The organism is Hymenobacter sp. IS2118, from assembly GCF_000715495.1.
Taxonomy (GTDB): Bacteria; Bacteroidota; Bacteroidia; order Cytophagales; family Hymenobacteraceae; genus Hymenobacter.
Genome location: NZ_JNLX01000123.1, coordinates 1 through 15,792 on the forward strand (window position 1 = coordinate 1; position 15,792 = coordinate 15,792).

A 15,792-nucleotide genomic window follows, 5' to 3' on the forward strand; every position below is an offset into this window, starting at 1 on the left:
AGAGCCTATCCGAAAAATAGGAGGGAGTGTCGCCAGACGGTGTTTGCGCAAGCCAGGTGGAGGAGGGCTTCGTAGTTGGCGACTTTCTTTTCCCAGCGGATGAGCAGGCGGCGGAAACGGTGGAACCAGGCGTGGGTGCGCTCGACGACCCAGCGACGGGCGCGGTAGCCGGGGGTGCGGCATTTGTCGGCTTCCTCTCCCCGGCTCAGGATGTGCACCCGGTAGCCCCACTGGGCCAGTAGGCGCCGAATGGCCTCGGCGTCGTAGCCCTTGTCGGCGCAGAAACCGGGGGCGAAATCGCCTTCGGCCGGTGGGGGCAGCACGGGCATCGAATCGAGTACGGCCTGTACTTGCGTCACTTCGTGGACGTTGGCTCCGGTCACGGCCACGCCGACGGGCAAGCCCTGAGCCTCGGTCAGCACGTGGCGTTTGACGCCGCCCTTGCCCCGGTCCGTCGGGTTGGGGCCGACGGCCTCGCCGCCAAGCGGGGCCTTGGTCTGGCAGGCATCCAGACACTGCCAGTCCCAATCCAGGCGGCCTTCGGCCTGTAACTGCACCAAGCCGCTGGTCCAAAGCCGCTTAAAAACGCCAGCCTGGGCCCACTGCTGGAACCGGTCATGGACCGTGGAGGTTGCCCCCAAGCACCGCGGCAAGGCCTTCCACTGCATCCCCGTAACCAAAATATAGTAGATGGCAAAAAACATTTGGCGGTTACAGGCGGCCGGCCGGCCGCGCTTACCAGGGCCGCTGGCCGGCTCCGGCAGCAGCGGTTCAGCGGCGGCCCAGAGTGCGGGAGAAGGCAAAAAATCGGCGTGTATGGTAGCTTCGTATTCGGTTGTAGTCGGGCGCAACGGGAAATTTGTTAGGTGTGGTAACCCCAAAATTCTCGCGCTCGGCTACAACTTCCTTATTTTCCGGATAGGCTCTAAGTGCAAAATGAACGGTCATGCCGAGCGCAGCCGAGGCATCTCGCTCGAATCGTTGTTTCAATTGGGTTACTACCCCACGCGAGATGCCTCGGCTGCGCTCGGCATGACGGCCTGTGGGCTTGATTACCAACCAATCACCGCACCTGAATCGTGGAGTACTCCGTCAGAAAGCCCGCGCCGCCGGCCACTACTTGCGGTACCGAATCAAGGCCGGCGCGTACGTACACCCGGCTGCCATCGAGGAAGGCCACCTTGACCGGCAGCTTGCGAACCTTACCCGCGCCCCGGCCCACGGGCGCGAACACAAAGGCGTCGTCGCCCTCGCCTTCGACCAGCGCATCGGCCGGTACGATGTGGTAGGTGGCTTGCTGGCGGGGGCGCAGCGTGGCGCGGGCAAACAAGCCGGTGGCCAGTGGCGCGCCGGGCTGGGCGTCCACGCGCACGTCGATTTGCCAGGTGCCGCTGGCCGGGTCGGCCCCGGCGGCGCGGCGGCTTACCCGGCCCCGGAACAGGCGGTCGGGGTAGGCATCGAGGCGTACTTCGGCGGCGTCGCCCACCTGCAGGCGAGCCCAGTCCTTGTCGGCCACGGCAGCTTTCAGGGTCCAGGTGCCGGGGCCTTTGGTGGCGTTCATGAAAAAGGCCGGGGTGCCGGGCGCGGCCAGCTCGCCTTCGTTGAGCAGCTTGCGCACGATGCGCCCGGCCACCGGGGCATGGATTTCGGAAAACTGCTGGTTGAAGCGGGCAATGCGGGCCTGCTCCCGGGCCACGGCGTAGGCCGTGCGCAGGTTCTGCACCGCTTCGAGCGGGGCCGCCGAGTCGGCCAGCAGCCGGCCGAAGCGTTCCACGTCGCGCCGGGCTTTGGCCTGGGCCTGGTCGGCCTGGCTTACTTGGGCGCTTATTTCGGTTAGGTCGAGGGCGGCCAGCAGCTGGCCCTGGCGCACGTAGTCGCCCTCCTCCACCAGCACGCGGCGCACGATGCCGCCGGTTTTGAAGGAGAGCCGGGCTTCGGTTTCGCTGCTGAGCTGGCCCGCCGCTTCGATAGGCCGGGCCAGGGCCTGGCGTTGCACCGGGGCCAGAGTTACGGCCACGTTGTCGGTGGCCGTCGCCGCAGCCGGGGTGCTGCTGGCTTCGGCAGGTTGGGCCTGCTGGCAGCCGGCGAGTAGCCCGAGGGCCAGTCCCGAGCCGACTAGGGTACGAAGAAAAAGTGGGTGCTTACGCATGTTAAAACGGCTTTTCTGGTGGTGGTTGGCTTGCTGCATTATCCGGTCAGCGGTTCTTCTTCTACTGTTCGGCCAGGGCCTGCCGCAATTCGGCTTCGCGGATGAAGACGTCGTAGCCGGCAATGGTGCGGGCGAGCTGGGCCGTGGTCTGGCGGGTGGTGGCGTCGAGCAGCTCGAGCACGATGGCCTGGCCCTCGACGTAGCGGCGGCGCACGATGGCGTAGCTTTTTTCGGCGTTGAGCTGGGCGGCGGCGGCCGCCGTACTGGCCTCGCGGGCCGATGCGAGGTTGTTGAAGGCCTGGGTCACCTGCAATTGAAGCTGGTTGATGAGGTCGGCACGCTGGGCCTGCACGTCGTCCAGGGCCAAACGCGCCAGCTGCTCGTCGCCGCGCTTGATGCCGCCCCGGAACAAGTCCCAGCTCAGGGCAAACTGCATAAACTGAAACCGCTGCTGGGGCACGTCGAAGCGGTAGCCGAAGCCCTGATAGCCCAGGTCCGTCACCCAGTTGAGCTGCGGGTACAGCCGGGCCGCGCGGCGCTGGCGCAGGCCCAGGGCACTGGCCGCTTCGGCGCGGGCCAACTGCTCCAGCTCGGGCCGCTGAGTCAGGGAAACCGTGCGGTAGGTGGTCAGGGTGGCCCCCGGCGCGGTGGCCAGCGTAGTGCCGGCGGGCTCCTCCACCGCGATGCTGTCGTCGAGGGGACGGTTAAGCAGGTAGTTGAAACTAGTGCGGGCCAGTTGGCGGCGGTTGGCGGCGGTGGTCAGGTCGCGCTGGTTGCCGGCCAGCTGGGCTTTGGTGTTGTACACGGCGTCGTTGGTCGTGATGCCGGCGGCCAGGCGCGCCTGGTTCACGCGCAGCAGCTCCGTGAGCGTACCGGCCGTGGTGCGGTACACGGCCACAGCTGCGCCGGCTTGCAGGTACTGGTAGTAGGCCACCTCAATCTGGTGGCGCAGGGTGTTGCGGTACGCTGCCTGCCGTGCCTGCTGGGCCGAAAGTAGCTCCTTTTGGGCCTTGTAGTTGAAGTAGATGTCGGTGTTGAACAGCGGCTGAATAATGCGCAGCTTGGTTTCCTGGAAGTTGTTGGGCAGCAGCTGCTCGGCCACGTTGGCCACCTGCGGAAACTGGCTGGTGCCCGTCAGCGCGTTCAGGGCGCGGTAGGCTGGGTTCACCAGGTCGCCGGCCGGGATGTTGATGGTGCGCCCGCCGTTGGCCAGCGTGTAGGACGCGCCCAGCTGCACCTGGGGCTGGTAGAGGCCGCCGGCCTGCCGCACCCGCTGCCCGGCGCTGGCCACGGCAATGGCCTCGCGGCGAAGGGCGACATTCTGGGCTAAACCCGTTTCCACGTAGGCTTGCAGGGTGCGGTTGGGCCGCTGGGCTTGCGCGGGGACGGTGAGGAGTACAGTACCTGCCACGCAAAAGACCCCAGCAAGCCAGCTTACATTACCGATGGTAGGAAACATTACAGTGTTCATAATACGGGCAAAAAAAGTCAAAGGCCGTGGTGTAGCACCTGGTTGAAGAGGTTCATCGCCTCCTCGATAATGGTCTGGCGGCGTTCTTCGGAAAATATCATCGCCCGGTTGCTCAGGTAAATGGTGGCCAGGCCGTGCACCTGGGCCCAGACAAGCAGGGCGGCCACTTCGGCATCGGCGTGGCGAAATACGCCCGCGTCGATGCCGGCCTGCATGGCCCGCACCACGCGGTCGAAGGCCGCCCGGCCGCTGGCCCAGGGCTGGGCTTCGCCTCGGGCCTTTACGGCCTCCATCGGCCCGTTCATGACGAACATCAGCTGGAACAGCTCGGGGTGGGCGAAGGCAAAAGTGAGGTACTTGTGCCCAATGGCGCTGAGCCGCTCGGCGGGGTGCTCAATCTCAAACACGGATTCGAACTCCTGCGCCAGCCGCCCAAACGCCTGGTTTTGCAGCGCAAACAGCAGTTCGTTTTTGTCCTTAAAGTAGAGGTAGATGGTGGCCGGACTGTATTCAATAGCATCGGCAATGTTGCGCATGCTCACTTTCTCGAAGCCCTGCTCAATGAACAGGTGCTGCGCCGCGTCCAGAATGGACTGGCGGCGTTCGGTCTTGTCGCGCTCTTTGCGTTCAGCTATCCCCACAAGGCAATTTTGTATTGTTTACGGAGCAAATATACTGAACGGTGTTCAGATTTACCAATCAATATTTGCCGGCCCTGGAGCGTGAGTGCAATAAGCCCGAACAGTAGGCTTTTCAACAAACCTCGGCGAACGAAGCTGCTACTTCAAGCCGGTCTCCAGCCCTTTCCTTATTATCTACTGTGGCTCGTTTCGGGCCCGCCCTACTGTCTGTTAGCCTGAAGAAACTCAAAAGAGCGTTATGGTGATAAGTTCTGGCTGCTTTCTAAGCAGCTTCCTTGTGCTATCCCTGGCAGCAAAGTGCGGAACACCGATTTTGAAGGCATACCTACGCATAAAACGCGCGGGCCATCGGGTCTGCTCGTCTCGTTTGGCCGGTAGCGGCTACTGTTGATTCCCTTCCGTGGATTGGCCGAAGTGCTCGGCCAGCAGCTGGCTGATTTTCTCCTGGCTGAGGGGCTTGGTGAGGTAGCCGGCGATGGGCAGGTTTTGCATCCGGGCCACGTCGGCGGGGTTGAGGGAGGTGGTGAGCATGATGATGACGACGGCCGGGTTCTGGGCGGCGGGGCGCTGGGCGTAGGCTTGCAGGAATTCGATGCCGTTCATGCGCGGCATTTTCATGTCGAGCAGAATCAGGGCCGGGCAGGTGGGCGAAGTGGGCTCCTCGCAGTGGGTGTCCAGCAGGTCGAGGGCCTGCTGGCCGTCGAGGGCGACGAGCACCTGGTCGGTGACGGCCATGCGCCGGAGCAGGGCCTGGTTAAGGAAGTTGGTGGTATCGTCGTCGTCGACGAGCAGGATGCAGGAAATGGCGGCCATGTATAGTTGTCAGTTGTTAGTTATTGGTTGTCAGGTATTAGTTGCCGCTTGTCAGATTGTTCATACTGCTTTCGTAACAACCCAAAAACGAACAACCGATAACTAGCAACTAATCAGGCAGTTGGAGCGTGGGGCAGGTAAACGAAAAAGGTGGTGCCGGCCCCCGGCTGGCTGTGCACCTCGATGCGGCCCCCGGCATTCTCGACCATGCGCTTGACCATGAACAGGCCGATGCCGGTGCCCTCGACGTGGGAGTGAAAGCGCTGGAACATGCCGAAGAGCCTGGGCAGCTGGGCCGCCTCCAGGCCCAGGCCGTTGTCGTGGACTTCGAGCACCGTGTAGTCGGCCCGCACGTGGGCCTGCACGTCGACGTGGGGGCGGCGGTCGGGGTGGCGGTACTTGAGGGCGTTGCTGAGCAGGTTGTAGACGACGGAGCGCAGGTTTTTCTCGGAGAAGAGAATGGCCGGGAAATTGGTGACGGCCACCGTGAGCTGGGCGTTGGTCTCCTTCAGGAGCGGGGCCAGGTCCTGGCGCACGTCCTCAATCACGGCGGCCAGGTCGACGGGGACCAGGTCGGAATCGTGCTCTTTCTGGAGCTTGGCCACGTCGGTGAGCTGGTCGATGGTGCGCTTGAAGCGCTCCACGGCGTCGCGCATGTGGGCGAGCGTGGGGGCCACGTAAGGGGCCTGGGCCACGTCTGCAGGCAGCTCCTGGCGCAGCAGGGCCAGCAGGCCGTCGAGGTTGGCGATGGGGGCTTTGAGGTCGTGGGAGGCGGTGTAGACGAAGTTATCGAGGTCGACGTTGGTGCGCACCAGCTGCTGGTTGGCGCTGGATAGCTCGGTGGCCAGGGCCAGGGCCTGCTGGCGGCCCTGCACCTGCTCGGTGACTTCAAAGGCGAACAACAGGATGCCGTCGATGCGGCCCTGGGCATCGCGGCGGGCTTGCTGGACGTAGTTGAAGTACCGGTCTTCGAACTGGCCGGTGGCGGGATTCAGGAGGGCAACCAGGATACTTTTCTCCTCATTCGTAAGGCCGGTTCGGTACACCTGCTCGAAGGTTTCGACCACGCCGGTGCCGGCCAGCTCGGGGATGACCTCGGCGATGGGGCGGCCGAGCAGCGCCCGGCCGGGAAGCAGGTTGACGTAAACCGGGTTCACCAGCTCGTACACGAAGTCGGGTCCGCCGAGGATGGCAATGGCGGCCGGGGCCTCGCGGAAGAGGCTTTCCAGCTGCTGGCGCTGGATTTCGCGCTCCCGGCGGGCGCGCACCCGCTCGGTCACGTCGAAGGCGAAGATGGAAATACCCACCGTCCGGTCGTCCTCGCGGATGGCCTGGTAGGTGATGTCGTAGTACGTGTCCTGGGGCGGCTGCCCGGCGGCCGGCGCGGCCGTGAATTTCACCTCCCGGCCGAAGTACGTTTCGCTGGTCTGGTACACCTGGTCGAGCAGGGCCAGGTAGCCCTGCTCCGCCGTTTCGGGAAATACCTCGGCCATGGGGCGCCCGAGCAGGGGCCGGTCGGGAAACAGGGCCTGGTAGGCGGGGTTGGCGTACTCGAAGCGGTGGTCGGGCTCGCGCAGCAGCGCGATGCCGGCCGGCGTTTGCTCGAACACCCGGTGGAAGGCCGCCTGCTGGGCAACGGCCTGCTCGGCGGCGGCCAGCAATCTGGCCTGGGCGGCCTCGGCCCGTTGGCGGGCGCGCACCCGGTCCGTCACGTCGACGTTGAAGACCAGCACGGCGTTGGGTGGCTCCGAGCCGTGGCGCAGGGGCAGGTAGGCCATGTCCAGGTACATTTCCTGCTGCTGCCCCGTGCGCGGGTCGCTGCTGTGGGCATTTACTTCCTGCGCCTGGAAGGGCTCGCCGGTGTGCAGCACCTCGCGCAACAGCGGAAGGAAGCCTTGTGCTTCCGCTTCGGGAAACACCTCGCCCGCCGGGCGGCCGAGAACGGCCCGGCCCTGCCCCGAGCGCTGAAACATGTCGTTGAAAAAGCCGAAGCGCAAGTCCTCGCCTTTGAAGGTGGCCACGCTGGCCGGGATGGAGGAAAGGATGCTGGTCAGCAGCTGGTCTTTTTCTTCGAGCTGCTGCTGGGCCTGCTTGAGGGCGTGGATGTCGAGGTTGGAGCCAAACCACTGGCGGGACCGGCCGGCGGCTTCGGCGGCGGCCAGCGGCTCGGGCACGCCCTGGCTGGCAAACCAGCGGTAGTGGCCGTCGGCCCCGCGCAGCCGGAACTCGTAGCCCCACGGGCGGCCCTCGGCCAGGGCCGCGCCAAACTCGCGGGCAATGGCGGGCAGGTCGTCGGGGTGAATCAGCGTGGGCCAGACCTCGTTGATGGGGGTGCCGGGGGCCATGCCGGTGTAGGCGTGCCACTGGGGGCTGATGTAGAGCACCTGCCCGGCCGCGTCGGTGGTGAAGGTGGTGCTGGGCAGGCTTTCGGTGACGCGCTGCAGGCGCTGGACGGTGGCCTCGGCTTCCTGGGTGCGGGCCTGCACGCGGGCCTCCAGCTCCTGGTTGAGCTGGGCGGTGTGGCGCTCCTGCGCTTCGAGCTGCTGGCGGCTCAGCACCGGCTCGGTAACATCGGTGGCCACGACGAGGATGCCGTCGATGGCCCCGGCCGCGTCGCGGGTGGCCTGGTAGATGAAGTTGTAGTAGTGCAGCTGCCGGGTACCGGTGTTAGCGTGCTCCACGTACACGGGCGCTTCGGTGGCCGAGAACGTTTCGCCGGTCTGGTACACGCGGTCGAGCAGGTCGAAAAAGCCCTGCGCCACGAGCTCGGGGGCGGCCTCGCGGTAGGGGCGCCCCTGGATGCCGCGGTGGCCAAAAACGCCTTCGTAGCCGGGATTGGCCAGCGCCACGAAATGGTTGGGGCCGCGGAGCTGGGCCATGAGCACGGGGGCCTGGGCAAAGAGGTTGAGCAGGCGCAGGCGCTGGACCTCGGCCTCGGCGCGGGCGGCCCGCTCGGCGGCCTGACTCTGGCGCAGGGCCTGCTCGGCGGCGGGGCGGTCGTGGTCGGCAGTATCGGAAAAGCTGACCACGAGTAGGTCGCCGGCCCGGCGGGCGGCCAGGCAGGAGTCGTTGGCGAGGCCGTCGGCCGGGGGAATTAATTCATAGCGCCCCGCTTCGCCCGTCTCGTACACGCGCCGGTAGAAGTCGAAAACCCCGTTGGTGAGGATTTCGGGGAAGTGGGCGCGGGCGCTAATGTTGGGACGCTCGGGCAGACCCGTGCGGCGCTGGGCGGCGGGGTTGAGGTACGCCACGGCAAAGTCGACCAGCGCGGGGCCGTCCGGGCCGAAGCGGGGCCGCAGCAGGTGGACGGGGCTGGGCGAGACAGCCAGCAGCTCGCGCAGCAGGGTAGCCGGGTCGGCAAACAGGATGTCGGCGGGGTCAGTTTTCATGGGAAGCAGCAGGGGCCACGGGCAACCGGGAAGAAGGCGGCCAGGGGCACGAGCCGGGCGGCGAATGGGCGAAGATAGCATCCGCTACTGCTGGGCAACGACCCGGCTTTCAACGACCCTATTACTAACGACGAAACCGCAGCGGCCGGAAGCTGCCGGAGCGGCCAGTGGCCTAAGCAGCAACCTGATAACCTAAGCGAAACCATTCTATTGGTAGTAGGCTGACTACTAGCGGCATTTCACCTCACCCTTGCTCCCCGCCGATAAGTCCCGATGCGCGGTATGGGGCTATCCGATGCCTGGCACGACCAGGCGGCGTGCCCGATTGGGCCAAGCATTGCCCCGCAAGACCGGATTGCGGAACAGCCCCCCACGCACGGGCGGTGCGCGTACTGCGCACTCCCGAATCGGCCCGTTAGGCCAGCGGGACCCCGGCCCCTGGCAGGCTTGGAGCCGTGGGGGCTTTGATTCGAAGTGAAAACAGGGGGAGGCGACCGATGCGGGGATACGATGAGGTAGAGGCTAGCCGGAATTCAAGAACCAGCCACATTTTTGAGCGGTTGAAGGAAACCCAAACGAGCGGGCCGGGTGGTCTGCTCGTTTAGGTTTCGGCTTTATTGCAACGGCCCGACGCAAGCTACATGGGGAGCGTTTTTGGGTGACTATCTTGCGCCCGTTACTCCCTATCTAGTGCTTTCTGCCCGCATGGCAAACCTTCTCCCAGCTGCCCGGCCCGACGACGAAGCTGCCCGGCTCGCGGCGCTACGCGCCTTTGAGGTACTGGCTGCCCTGGCCGAGCCCGTGTTCGAAGAATTCGTCGCCCTGGCCGCACGCCTGTTTCAGGTGCCAATCTCCCTGCTATCGGTGGTGGAGGACACCGACGTGCACTACCCGGCCACGGTGGGGATGCCCGCCCACATCCGGCAGCCGCGCGCAGAGGTGCTGTGCTCCACGGCCATCGCGCTGGGCCGGGCCGTGGTGTACCACGACGTGCTGCTGGAGCAACACCCCCCTATTCCGGCCGAGGTGCTGCGAGTGGCGGCTCAAAACCACGTGCGCTTTTATGCCGGAGCCCTGTTGCGGCTGCCCGACCAACGTCCGCTCGGTACGCTGTGCCTGGTCAACTACGAGCCCCGCCCCTTCACGGCGGACGAGCAGCGCATTCTGGAGCTGCTCGCGGGGCTGGTTAGCCAAACGCTGGCTGTGCGCAGCCAATGCCGCGCCCACCCGACGGGCGGCGATGCCCAATGGGTGCACCTGAGCGCCGAGCTGCACGAGGAAATCGGGGCCCTCAACGCGCTGGTGCGCTACCTCAATGCCCGCAATGGGAGCATGGTACCCGTACCGACCGCATTTCTGGGCCAGGTGGAAAGCCGCCTGCACGACCTGCAGGACCTGCTCAATGCCCACATTTCGAACAGCAAGCAGTGAGCCGAGCCGAACCACGCGGCCGCTCGGAGCGCACCGGGCCGGGTGAGCAACCAGCATCCCGTAAACAATCAGCACTGAGCCTGGTTCGGCTGGTTACGGTTGCATAATTCCGGCACGTGGCCCGCTGACCCGGCGGCCGGCAGTTACTTTGGGTATCCGGCGGCGCACTACCTCTTTTTCTGACCACGATGAATAACACGACGCTGGACGCAGCAAACACAATGCAGACCGAAATAACCGAATTTACCACGCTGCTGAACCAGCAGGGCGCGCACGCGGCCCTGGGCTACCTTAATCAGCGCACGCCCCACCGCTACACCGGCCTGTGGCGTTTCGACGGGGACATGCTGCGCAGCGAGGTGCTGTTTGACCGGAAAATGCCCGAGGTGCGGCAGGGAGCCGACGCACCGATGGCCGCCACGTATTGCTCGCTGGTGGGCCGCACCGAGGCCCCGGTACAAATTCTGGACGCCGCCGTGGACCCACAGGCGCTGGGCATCGACACGCCGGTGATTTCCTACTGCGGCGCGCTCGTGCGCGACCGGGAGGGCAAGGCCTTCGGCACGCTGTGCCACTACGACCTGCAGCGCTGCCAGGAGCGCACCAGCGACCAGCCCCTGCTCACGGCCGCCGCGCAGCTGCTCTACCAGCACCTGCACCCGGCCGATACGCAATAGGCCGGGGCGCTGGGCAGTGGACCGGGGGATACCAGGGATAGCCACTCAGGCAAGGATGGCGCAAACCAACACGAGCGGGCCAGCTGGTCCGCTCGTGTTATGTTTGAGGGGTAACCGTGTTACTGGTCCTGCTTAAAGGCGGGACCAATGCACCGCTTCAGCCAGCGTGGCGGTGATGAAGGGCGGCGGGAAACCTACTGCCCGTTGCTGAGCTCGCCGATGTGCCACAGGATGCCGGAGGGGTCGTGAACAAAACCCTCTTTACCCCAGGCTTCCTGCCGGATGGGTATGACTCGTATGCCCTCCTACTTACCGGGCAGGTCGAGCGCCTGAACCGCACACTCAAAGCGACCACGGTCAAGGTTTATCACTACGAGACGGCCGAAGCACTGGATACGCACTTGCATTTTGCAGGTCTATCTGTTCACCAAGCGCCTCAAAATGCTCAAATGGCTCGCACCCCATGAATTTGTCTGTGCCGAGTGGCGTAATAATCCCAGAATCCTTCACCGAAACCCAACCGTCCATCCCCTGGGATTATACATGCTGGAGTTTTCGTAGTGAGGGGGAGGAAAGCGCGGGAAATCGGCATTGCCTGCGCCACAACCGATTTTTAATATTTTATTTAATGAACTTAATAACAAATACTTGCGTGGCTTATTAGCAATGTAGTATTGTCCCGGCTCCGGGTACGACAATTTAAATTCTGAAGGCCCCACAAGCTCGTTTTCTGGTAACAGAGGCCGTTTGTGGGGCCTGCTGCTGTTCATGGCTCCCGAATACATTCTGTTTCTTGCACTTTTGTAGCTCAACTCCCAAATGCTGTGCTCGCTATGTTCTTTCCTTTTCCACTGCTCTATAGCCAACGCCTGAGCTGGGGCATTAGCCTGGTAGTGGCAGTCTCGTTAGGTGGCTGCGCGCGGCCCGCTACGGGTTTGGCAGCTCAAGAACAGCTGCTGTATGTGGGCACAAACGTGAATTCTGCCGCAGAAAACACGATTTTCCTGTACCGCCTCTCCCCCACCGGCGTCCTTACGCGGGTGAGCGCTCAGCGCGGCGGGGCCAGCCCCACGTACTTGGCTATGGCAGAGGACCGGCGTTTTTTGTACGCCGTGAATGAAACCCAGACGTTTCAGGGGGCGAAGAGCGGCAGCGTCCGTTCCTACGCCGTGGACCAGCGCACCGGCGGCCTCACCCTGCTCAATGAGCAGCCTTCGGCCGGCAGCTCGCCCTGCTACATCAGCCTCGACGGTAGCGGCAAAGCGGTGCTGGTAGCCAATTATGTTGGTGGCAATGTGAGTTTGCTACCGGTGCTGGCCAACGGCCAACTCGCGCCCCCGGCCGCGACCGGCCAGCACGAGGGCACCGGCCCACACCCCAACCAGAACGCCGCGCACGCTCACTGCATCGTGGCCGACCCCACCAACGCCTATGCCTTTGCCGTGGACCTGGGCACCGACCGGGTGTATCGTTACCAGTTGAACGCGGCCAAGGGCCAGCTCACGCAAACGGCGACGCCCGCTTTCGTGGCCCGGCCGGGCGCGGGGCCGCGCCACCTCACCTTCCACCCCAACGGCAAGCGGGCCTACCTCATCAACGAGCTGAACTCCACGATTACGGCGCTGGATTATGCCGCCGCCGCCGGGCAGTTTAGCGAGCGTCAAACCTTATCGACGCTGCCGGCGGGCTACGCGGAAGCCAACTCCTGTGCCGACGTGCACGTGTCGCCCAATGGCCGGTTTTTGTACGCCTCCAACCGCGGCCACAACAGCATCGCCGTGTTCAGCATTGATGCTGGCACCGGCACCCTGACGCCGGTTCAGGACGTGGATACGCAAGGCAAAACGCCCCGCAATTTCACCCTCGACCCCTCGGGCCGCCTGCTGCTGGTTGCCAATCAGAATTCCAATAGCATCGTCACGTTCCGCGTCGATGCCGAAACCGGTCAGCTCACGCCCACCGGCCAGTCGGCAGAAGTACCCTCGCCGATGTTTCTGCAGGTGGTGAAGGACTTTACCAGGTAAGGCAAACACGGCATTCTGCGGACTGCTATTTTGTTCCCGTTGGCTGTTCGCTGGCATTGATTTCGGCGACTACGGCCGTGCTGCCGCCGGCGTCATCGTCGGTCACGAGCAGGACTTCCCAATGCCGGGGGCCCAAGGTGCGGCGCACGGCAATGCCCTCCACTTTGCCCCGGTACGGGCGGCCGTCGGGCCAGGCCAGTCGCACAAACGTCGCCCGTGGTTCGGCCCCTTCCACCACGCCCACAAACGAGCCCAGCACGGCCCCGTCGAGCACCGCATCCTCGGTATCCTCCACGGAAGCCGTTACAAATAGCCGCTCCTGTACGAAAGTGGCGCCCGAAAATCCGGCCGCCCGGTTGTTAATGTAGGGCACTGGAAAATGTTGCGGGGCCGGCACCACGGGCACTTTGCTCCCGCCGACCAGAAACCGCAGGCAGTCGGCCAAAGGCAACCGGAACAGCAGCGCGCCTTCCACCTGCCCCACAGTCCGCTGAAACAGCAGCAGCTCGGCCGCGTTGGTGGCGGCGGCTTCAATATTGAGCACCGCGCCTGCGGGCAGCCGCGCCCGTAACAGTTCGTACAATGGCGCCAGATTTACCCGCAGCGGCGTGCCGCCCGACACGGGCACGAACCAGCCGGCTTCCCGCGCCGGCGTGCTGCCCGAGCCCAGCGCCAGCACCCCCGCCTGCCCGCTGGGCCAGGTGAGCGCCGTGAGGGCTTCGAGGTCGGGCTTGCTGATTTTAGGGATGCGGCCGGTGCCAAACTCCGTGCTCTCGAACAGCCGCACCTGCGCCAATACGGCCAGTGTAGCCGCGTCGAGCAGGTACAAAAATGGCGCGTCGTCGCTGATGACGTAGGCCACGGGGCCAATCAGTTCGATTCCCGAAGCGGAAGGCAGGCCGGGAATGGGTTTTTCCGAGCGGATGGTGGCAGTCATCGGGTCGGGGGTTTAGCCATTAGCTTCTGGCTGGTAGCTGTTAGCTTTTTGCTCATTGACATGCAAGCTGTTCGTAATACGCAACAAGAATCGCGATAAACTTCAAATTATCAGTAGATTAGTTGCTTTTTTGGCTACTTCACTATCACCAGCTCCACGCGGCGGTTGAGGCGGCGGGTTTCTTCGCGGGCGTTTGAAAACTTGGGCTTCGTGCCCCCGAAACCCACGGTGCTGATGCGGTTTTCATCGACGCCGCGGCCCACGAGGTAGCGCTTCACCTCGGTCACCCGGTCTTCGGAGAGCTGCTGGTTTTTGTCGGCCGGACCCACGTTGTCGGTATGGCCTTCGAGGCGGACTTCGGTGGCCGAGCTGGCTTGCAGGGCAATGGCCAGGCGGTTGAGCTCGGTGTACGATGAGCCCAACAGGCCGGCCTTGCCCTGCGCGAAGATGATGCTGGGCAAATCGATTTTGGCGCCCACGGCCGCGGGCAGCAGCAGCAAGTCGCGGCGCGGCGAGCCGCTGGCAATCAGCGTGTCGCCCACCGTCAGGAAGCCGCCCCCGGTGGCCGAGAGATAATATTTGCCCGGCAGCAGCGACATCTGGTAGCCACCCGTGTTGTCGGCCCGGCTGGTGGCGTTGAACTGGATACCTGCCGCGTTGGCCTGCAGCACGGCTTTCACCACGGCGCCCGGCACCGGCTGTTTGGTGCGGGCATCGAGCACGCGGCCAGTTACAAAGGCGCGGGGCGAGTTTTCGGTAACCACGGCCACGGGTGCAGCAGGCAACGAATCGGCCGGCACGGCGCGGCCAGTGCGCCAGATGTCCTTGGTGGCGTTGGCCGTGGGCGACGACGTATAATAGGCCGTTTTGCCATCGGGCGTCAGGCTCAGGTAGGCGTTGAAGCCGGGGCCGTTCAGAGCCGGACCGAGGTTACGGGGCTCGCTCCAACGAGTCCAGCTGTCGTCGAGGCGCTGGCTCACAAAAATATCGGCCGAGCCGTAGCCCATGTGGCCGTAGGAGGCGAAATACAGGGTTTTACCATCGGGAGTCAGCCAAGGGGCGAAGTCGAAGCCCGGTGAATTCAGCACCGGCCCCAGGCTTTTGGGCTCGGAGTAGCCCCGGTTCCCGTCGGGCCGGCTCAGGTAGATGTCATTGCCGCCTTCCGAGTCGCCGCGCTCCAGCGAGAGCAGCACGATTTGCTCATCCTGCGAAATAAAAAACCCCGAGCCCGGCACGGCAGTGTAGTAACTGGCGACTTTAACGGGCTCCGGCTTGAAGTTTTTGGTGGGGCCGGCGGTGGCGGCCGTGCGGCTGGCCCGGCTCAGGCCCTCGTCGCGCGAGGTGGCGCCGTCGTAGGTTCCCCGCAGGTACAGCGTCTGGCCCTCGGCTCCAGCCACGGCCACCACCTCGTTATTCTGGGGCGTGTTGATGGCGTCCAGCCGGGTGGGCGGGCCCCAGGTCTGGCCCTGGTCGGCGCTCCGGCTCAGCCAGGCGTCGCCCGAATCGGTGTTGCCTTCGGTGTTGCCCGCAAACTTAGTGCGTGCAAAATACAGCGAGTTGCCATCCGGGCTCAGCAGTGGGTTCACCTCGTTGCCCGGCGAGTTCACCGGGCCGGCCAGCGGCTGCGGCGGGCCAAAAGGCGACGGCCCCTCCAGCACATTGAGGCGCAGCAGAAACAGGCGCCACTGCTGGCTGGCCCGGCCATTGCCCTTCTGGGCCACCACCGGCGTGCCATTGAACTTGTCGGCTGCGGCCAGCGCGGCACAACGGGCCTCACTCTTGTTTTCGAGCTGGTAGCTGCCGGCCGGGCCAGCCGGCACTAGCCGCCACTGCTGCTCGGCGCTGCCCTGAAACGGGCGCTGCACCAGGGCCATGCCTTCGCCGGCCTTGCCCACAGTGAGGCACTGGGTGCTATGGCGCGCCTCAATGCGGTAATACTCGCTGCCCGCCCGCAGGGGCACAAAGCGCCATTGCTGACTGGGCGCGTGCGTGAACTCCCACTGCACGGCCGCTGCCCCGCTGGCGATACTGGCGCTAGTTATATCCAAGCTCCGGCCGCTGCCGCGGTTAATCAATCCATAATAAGCCCGTTCATCGGGCACGAAAGAATCTTGGGCTTGGGCAAAAAAAGGTAGCAGCAAAAACAGCGAAAGCAGTCGGAACATCAGTGGGGGCGCGCAAAAAGCAAGCGCGCGTGGGTGAACGGTGCAAAAGAACGGCGGGAAAGGCGAAAGGCATCCGGCGCCGTGATAACGCAAAA

Annotated in this window: 12 protein-coding genes; 4 read left to right on the forward strand and 8 right to left on the reverse strand. The window is 64.5% G+C overall.

Translation table 11 applies throughout. From position 1 onward, the window contains the following. Positions 1-5: 5 nt before the first annotated feature. The 6 genes from GM79_RS10310 to GM79_RS22945 all read right to left on the reverse strand — a co-directional run bounded on the left by GM79_RS10310 (position 6) and on the right by GM79_RS22945 (position 8,463). Complete coding sequence (locus GM79_RS10310) at positions 6-818, reverse strand: IS5 family transposase (protein WP_051718731.1); 813 nt, start codon at positions 816-818, stop codon at positions 6-8. A 245-nt stretch (positions 819-1,063) separates the two neighbouring features. After that, positions 1,064-2,149 carry an efflux RND transporter periplasmic adaptor subunit gene (locus tag GM79_RS10315; RefSeq protein ID WP_035563332.1) on the reverse strand — a complete coding sequence of 362 codons (1,086 nt, stop codon included), beginning with the start codon at positions 2,147-2,149 and terminating at the stop codon, positions 1,064-1,066. Positions 2,150-2,210: 61 nt separating this feature from the next. Beyond that, entirely contained in the window at positions 2,211-3,560 is a 1,350-nt protein-coding gene (locus tag GM79_RS10320; protein ID WP_161787156.1) for a TolC family protein, read from the reverse strand. Positions 3,561-3,637: 77 nt separating this feature from the next. After that, entirely contained in the window at positions 3,638-4,261 is a 624-nt protein-coding gene (locus tag GM79_RS10325; RefSeq protein WP_035563280.1) for a TetR/AcrR family transcriptional regulator, read from the reverse strand. 381 nt (positions 4,262-4,642) lie between these two features. After that, complete coding sequence (locus GM79_RS10330; RefSeq protein WP_035563283.1) at positions 4,643-5,074, reverse strand: response regulator; 432 nt, start codon at positions 5,072-5,074, stop codon at positions 4,643-4,645. 113 nt (positions 5,075-5,187) lie between these two features. Next, complete coding sequence (locus tag GM79_RS22945) at positions 5,188-8,463, reverse strand: PAS domain-containing protein (protein WP_051718743.1); 3,276 nt, start codon at positions 8,461-8,463, stop codon at positions 5,188-5,190. A 705-nt stretch (positions 8,464-9,168) separates the two neighbouring features. Here GM79_RS22945 and GM79_RS10340 point away from each other — a divergent pair. From GM79_RS10340 to GM79_RS10350, 4 genes are all read left to right on the forward strand, one after another. Next, complete coding sequence (locus GM79_RS10340) at positions 9,169-9,894, forward strand: GAF domain-containing protein (RefSeq protein WP_035563285.1); 726 nt, start codon at positions 9,169-9,171, stop codon at positions 9,892-9,894. 188 nt (positions 9,895-10,082) lie between these two features. Continuing rightward, positions 10,083-10,571 carry a hypothetical protein gene (locus GM79_RS10345; protein ID WP_035563287.1) on the forward strand — a complete coding sequence of 163 codons (489 nt, stop codon included), beginning with the start codon at positions 10,083-10,085 and terminating at the stop codon, positions 10,569-10,571. A 245-nt stretch (positions 10,572-10,816) separates the two neighbouring features. Beyond that, positions 10,817-11,038 (forward strand): hypothetical protein, encoded by a 222-nt coding sequence (locus tag GM79_RS25435; protein WP_161787157.1) that lies wholly within the window; start codon positions 10,817-10,819, stop codon positions 11,036-11,038. Between the two features lie 468 nt (positions 11,039-11,506). Beyond that, complete coding sequence (locus GM79_RS10350) at positions 11,507-12,595, forward strand: lactonase family protein (RefSeq protein WP_161787158.1); 1,089 nt, start codon at positions 11,507-11,509, stop codon at positions 12,593-12,595. A gap of 25 nt (positions 12,596-12,620) precedes the next feature. Here GM79_RS10350 and GM79_RS10355 read toward each other — a convergent pair whose 3' ends face one another. Both GM79_RS10355 and GM79_RS10360 read right to left on the reverse strand, forming a co-directional pair. Next, positions 12,621-13,532 carry a DUF6929 family protein gene (locus GM79_RS10355; RefSeq protein WP_051718745.1) on the reverse strand — a complete coding sequence of 304 codons (912 nt, stop codon included), beginning with the start codon at positions 13,530-13,532 and terminating at the stop codon, positions 12,621-12,623. A gap of 134 nt (positions 13,533-13,666) precedes the next feature. Beyond that, a complete protein-coding gene (locus GM79_RS10360) occupies positions 13,667-15,697 on the reverse strand; it encodes an RICIN domain-containing protein (protein ID WP_035563289.1) in 2,031 nt (676 codons plus the stop codon). Positions 15,698-15,792 lie beyond the last annotated feature (95 nt).

Bases quoted from the DNA above. Each gene is read 5' to 3' on its own strand.
- GM79_RS10315 (WP_035563332.1), bottom strand. From the start codon at position 2,149: ATGCGTAAGCACCCACTTTTTCTTCGTACCCTAGTCGGCTCGGGACTG.
- GM79_RS10330 (WP_035563283.1), bottom strand. From the start codon at position 5,074: ATGGCCGCCATTTCCTGCATCCTGCTCGTCGACGACGACGATACCACC.
- GM79_RS22945 (WP_051718743.1), bottom strand. From the start codon at position 8,463: ATGAAAACTGACCCCGCCGACATCCTGTTTGCCGACCCGGCTACCCTG.
- GM79_RS10340 (WP_035563285.1), top strand. From the start codon at position 9,169: ATGGCAAACCTTCTCCCAGCTGCCCGGCCCGACGACGAAGCTGCCCGG.
- GM79_RS10345 (WP_035563287.1), top strand. From the start codon at position 10,083: ATGAATAACACGACGCTGGACGCAGCAAACACAATGCAGACCGAAATA.
- GM79_RS10355 (WP_051718745.1), bottom strand. From the start codon at position 13,532: ATGACTGCCACCATCCGCTCGGAAAAACCCATTCCCGGCCTGCCTTCC.
- GM79_RS10360 (WP_035563289.1), bottom strand. From the start codon at position 15,697: ATGTTCCGACTGCTTTCGCTGTTTTTGCTGCTACCTTTTTTTGCCCAA.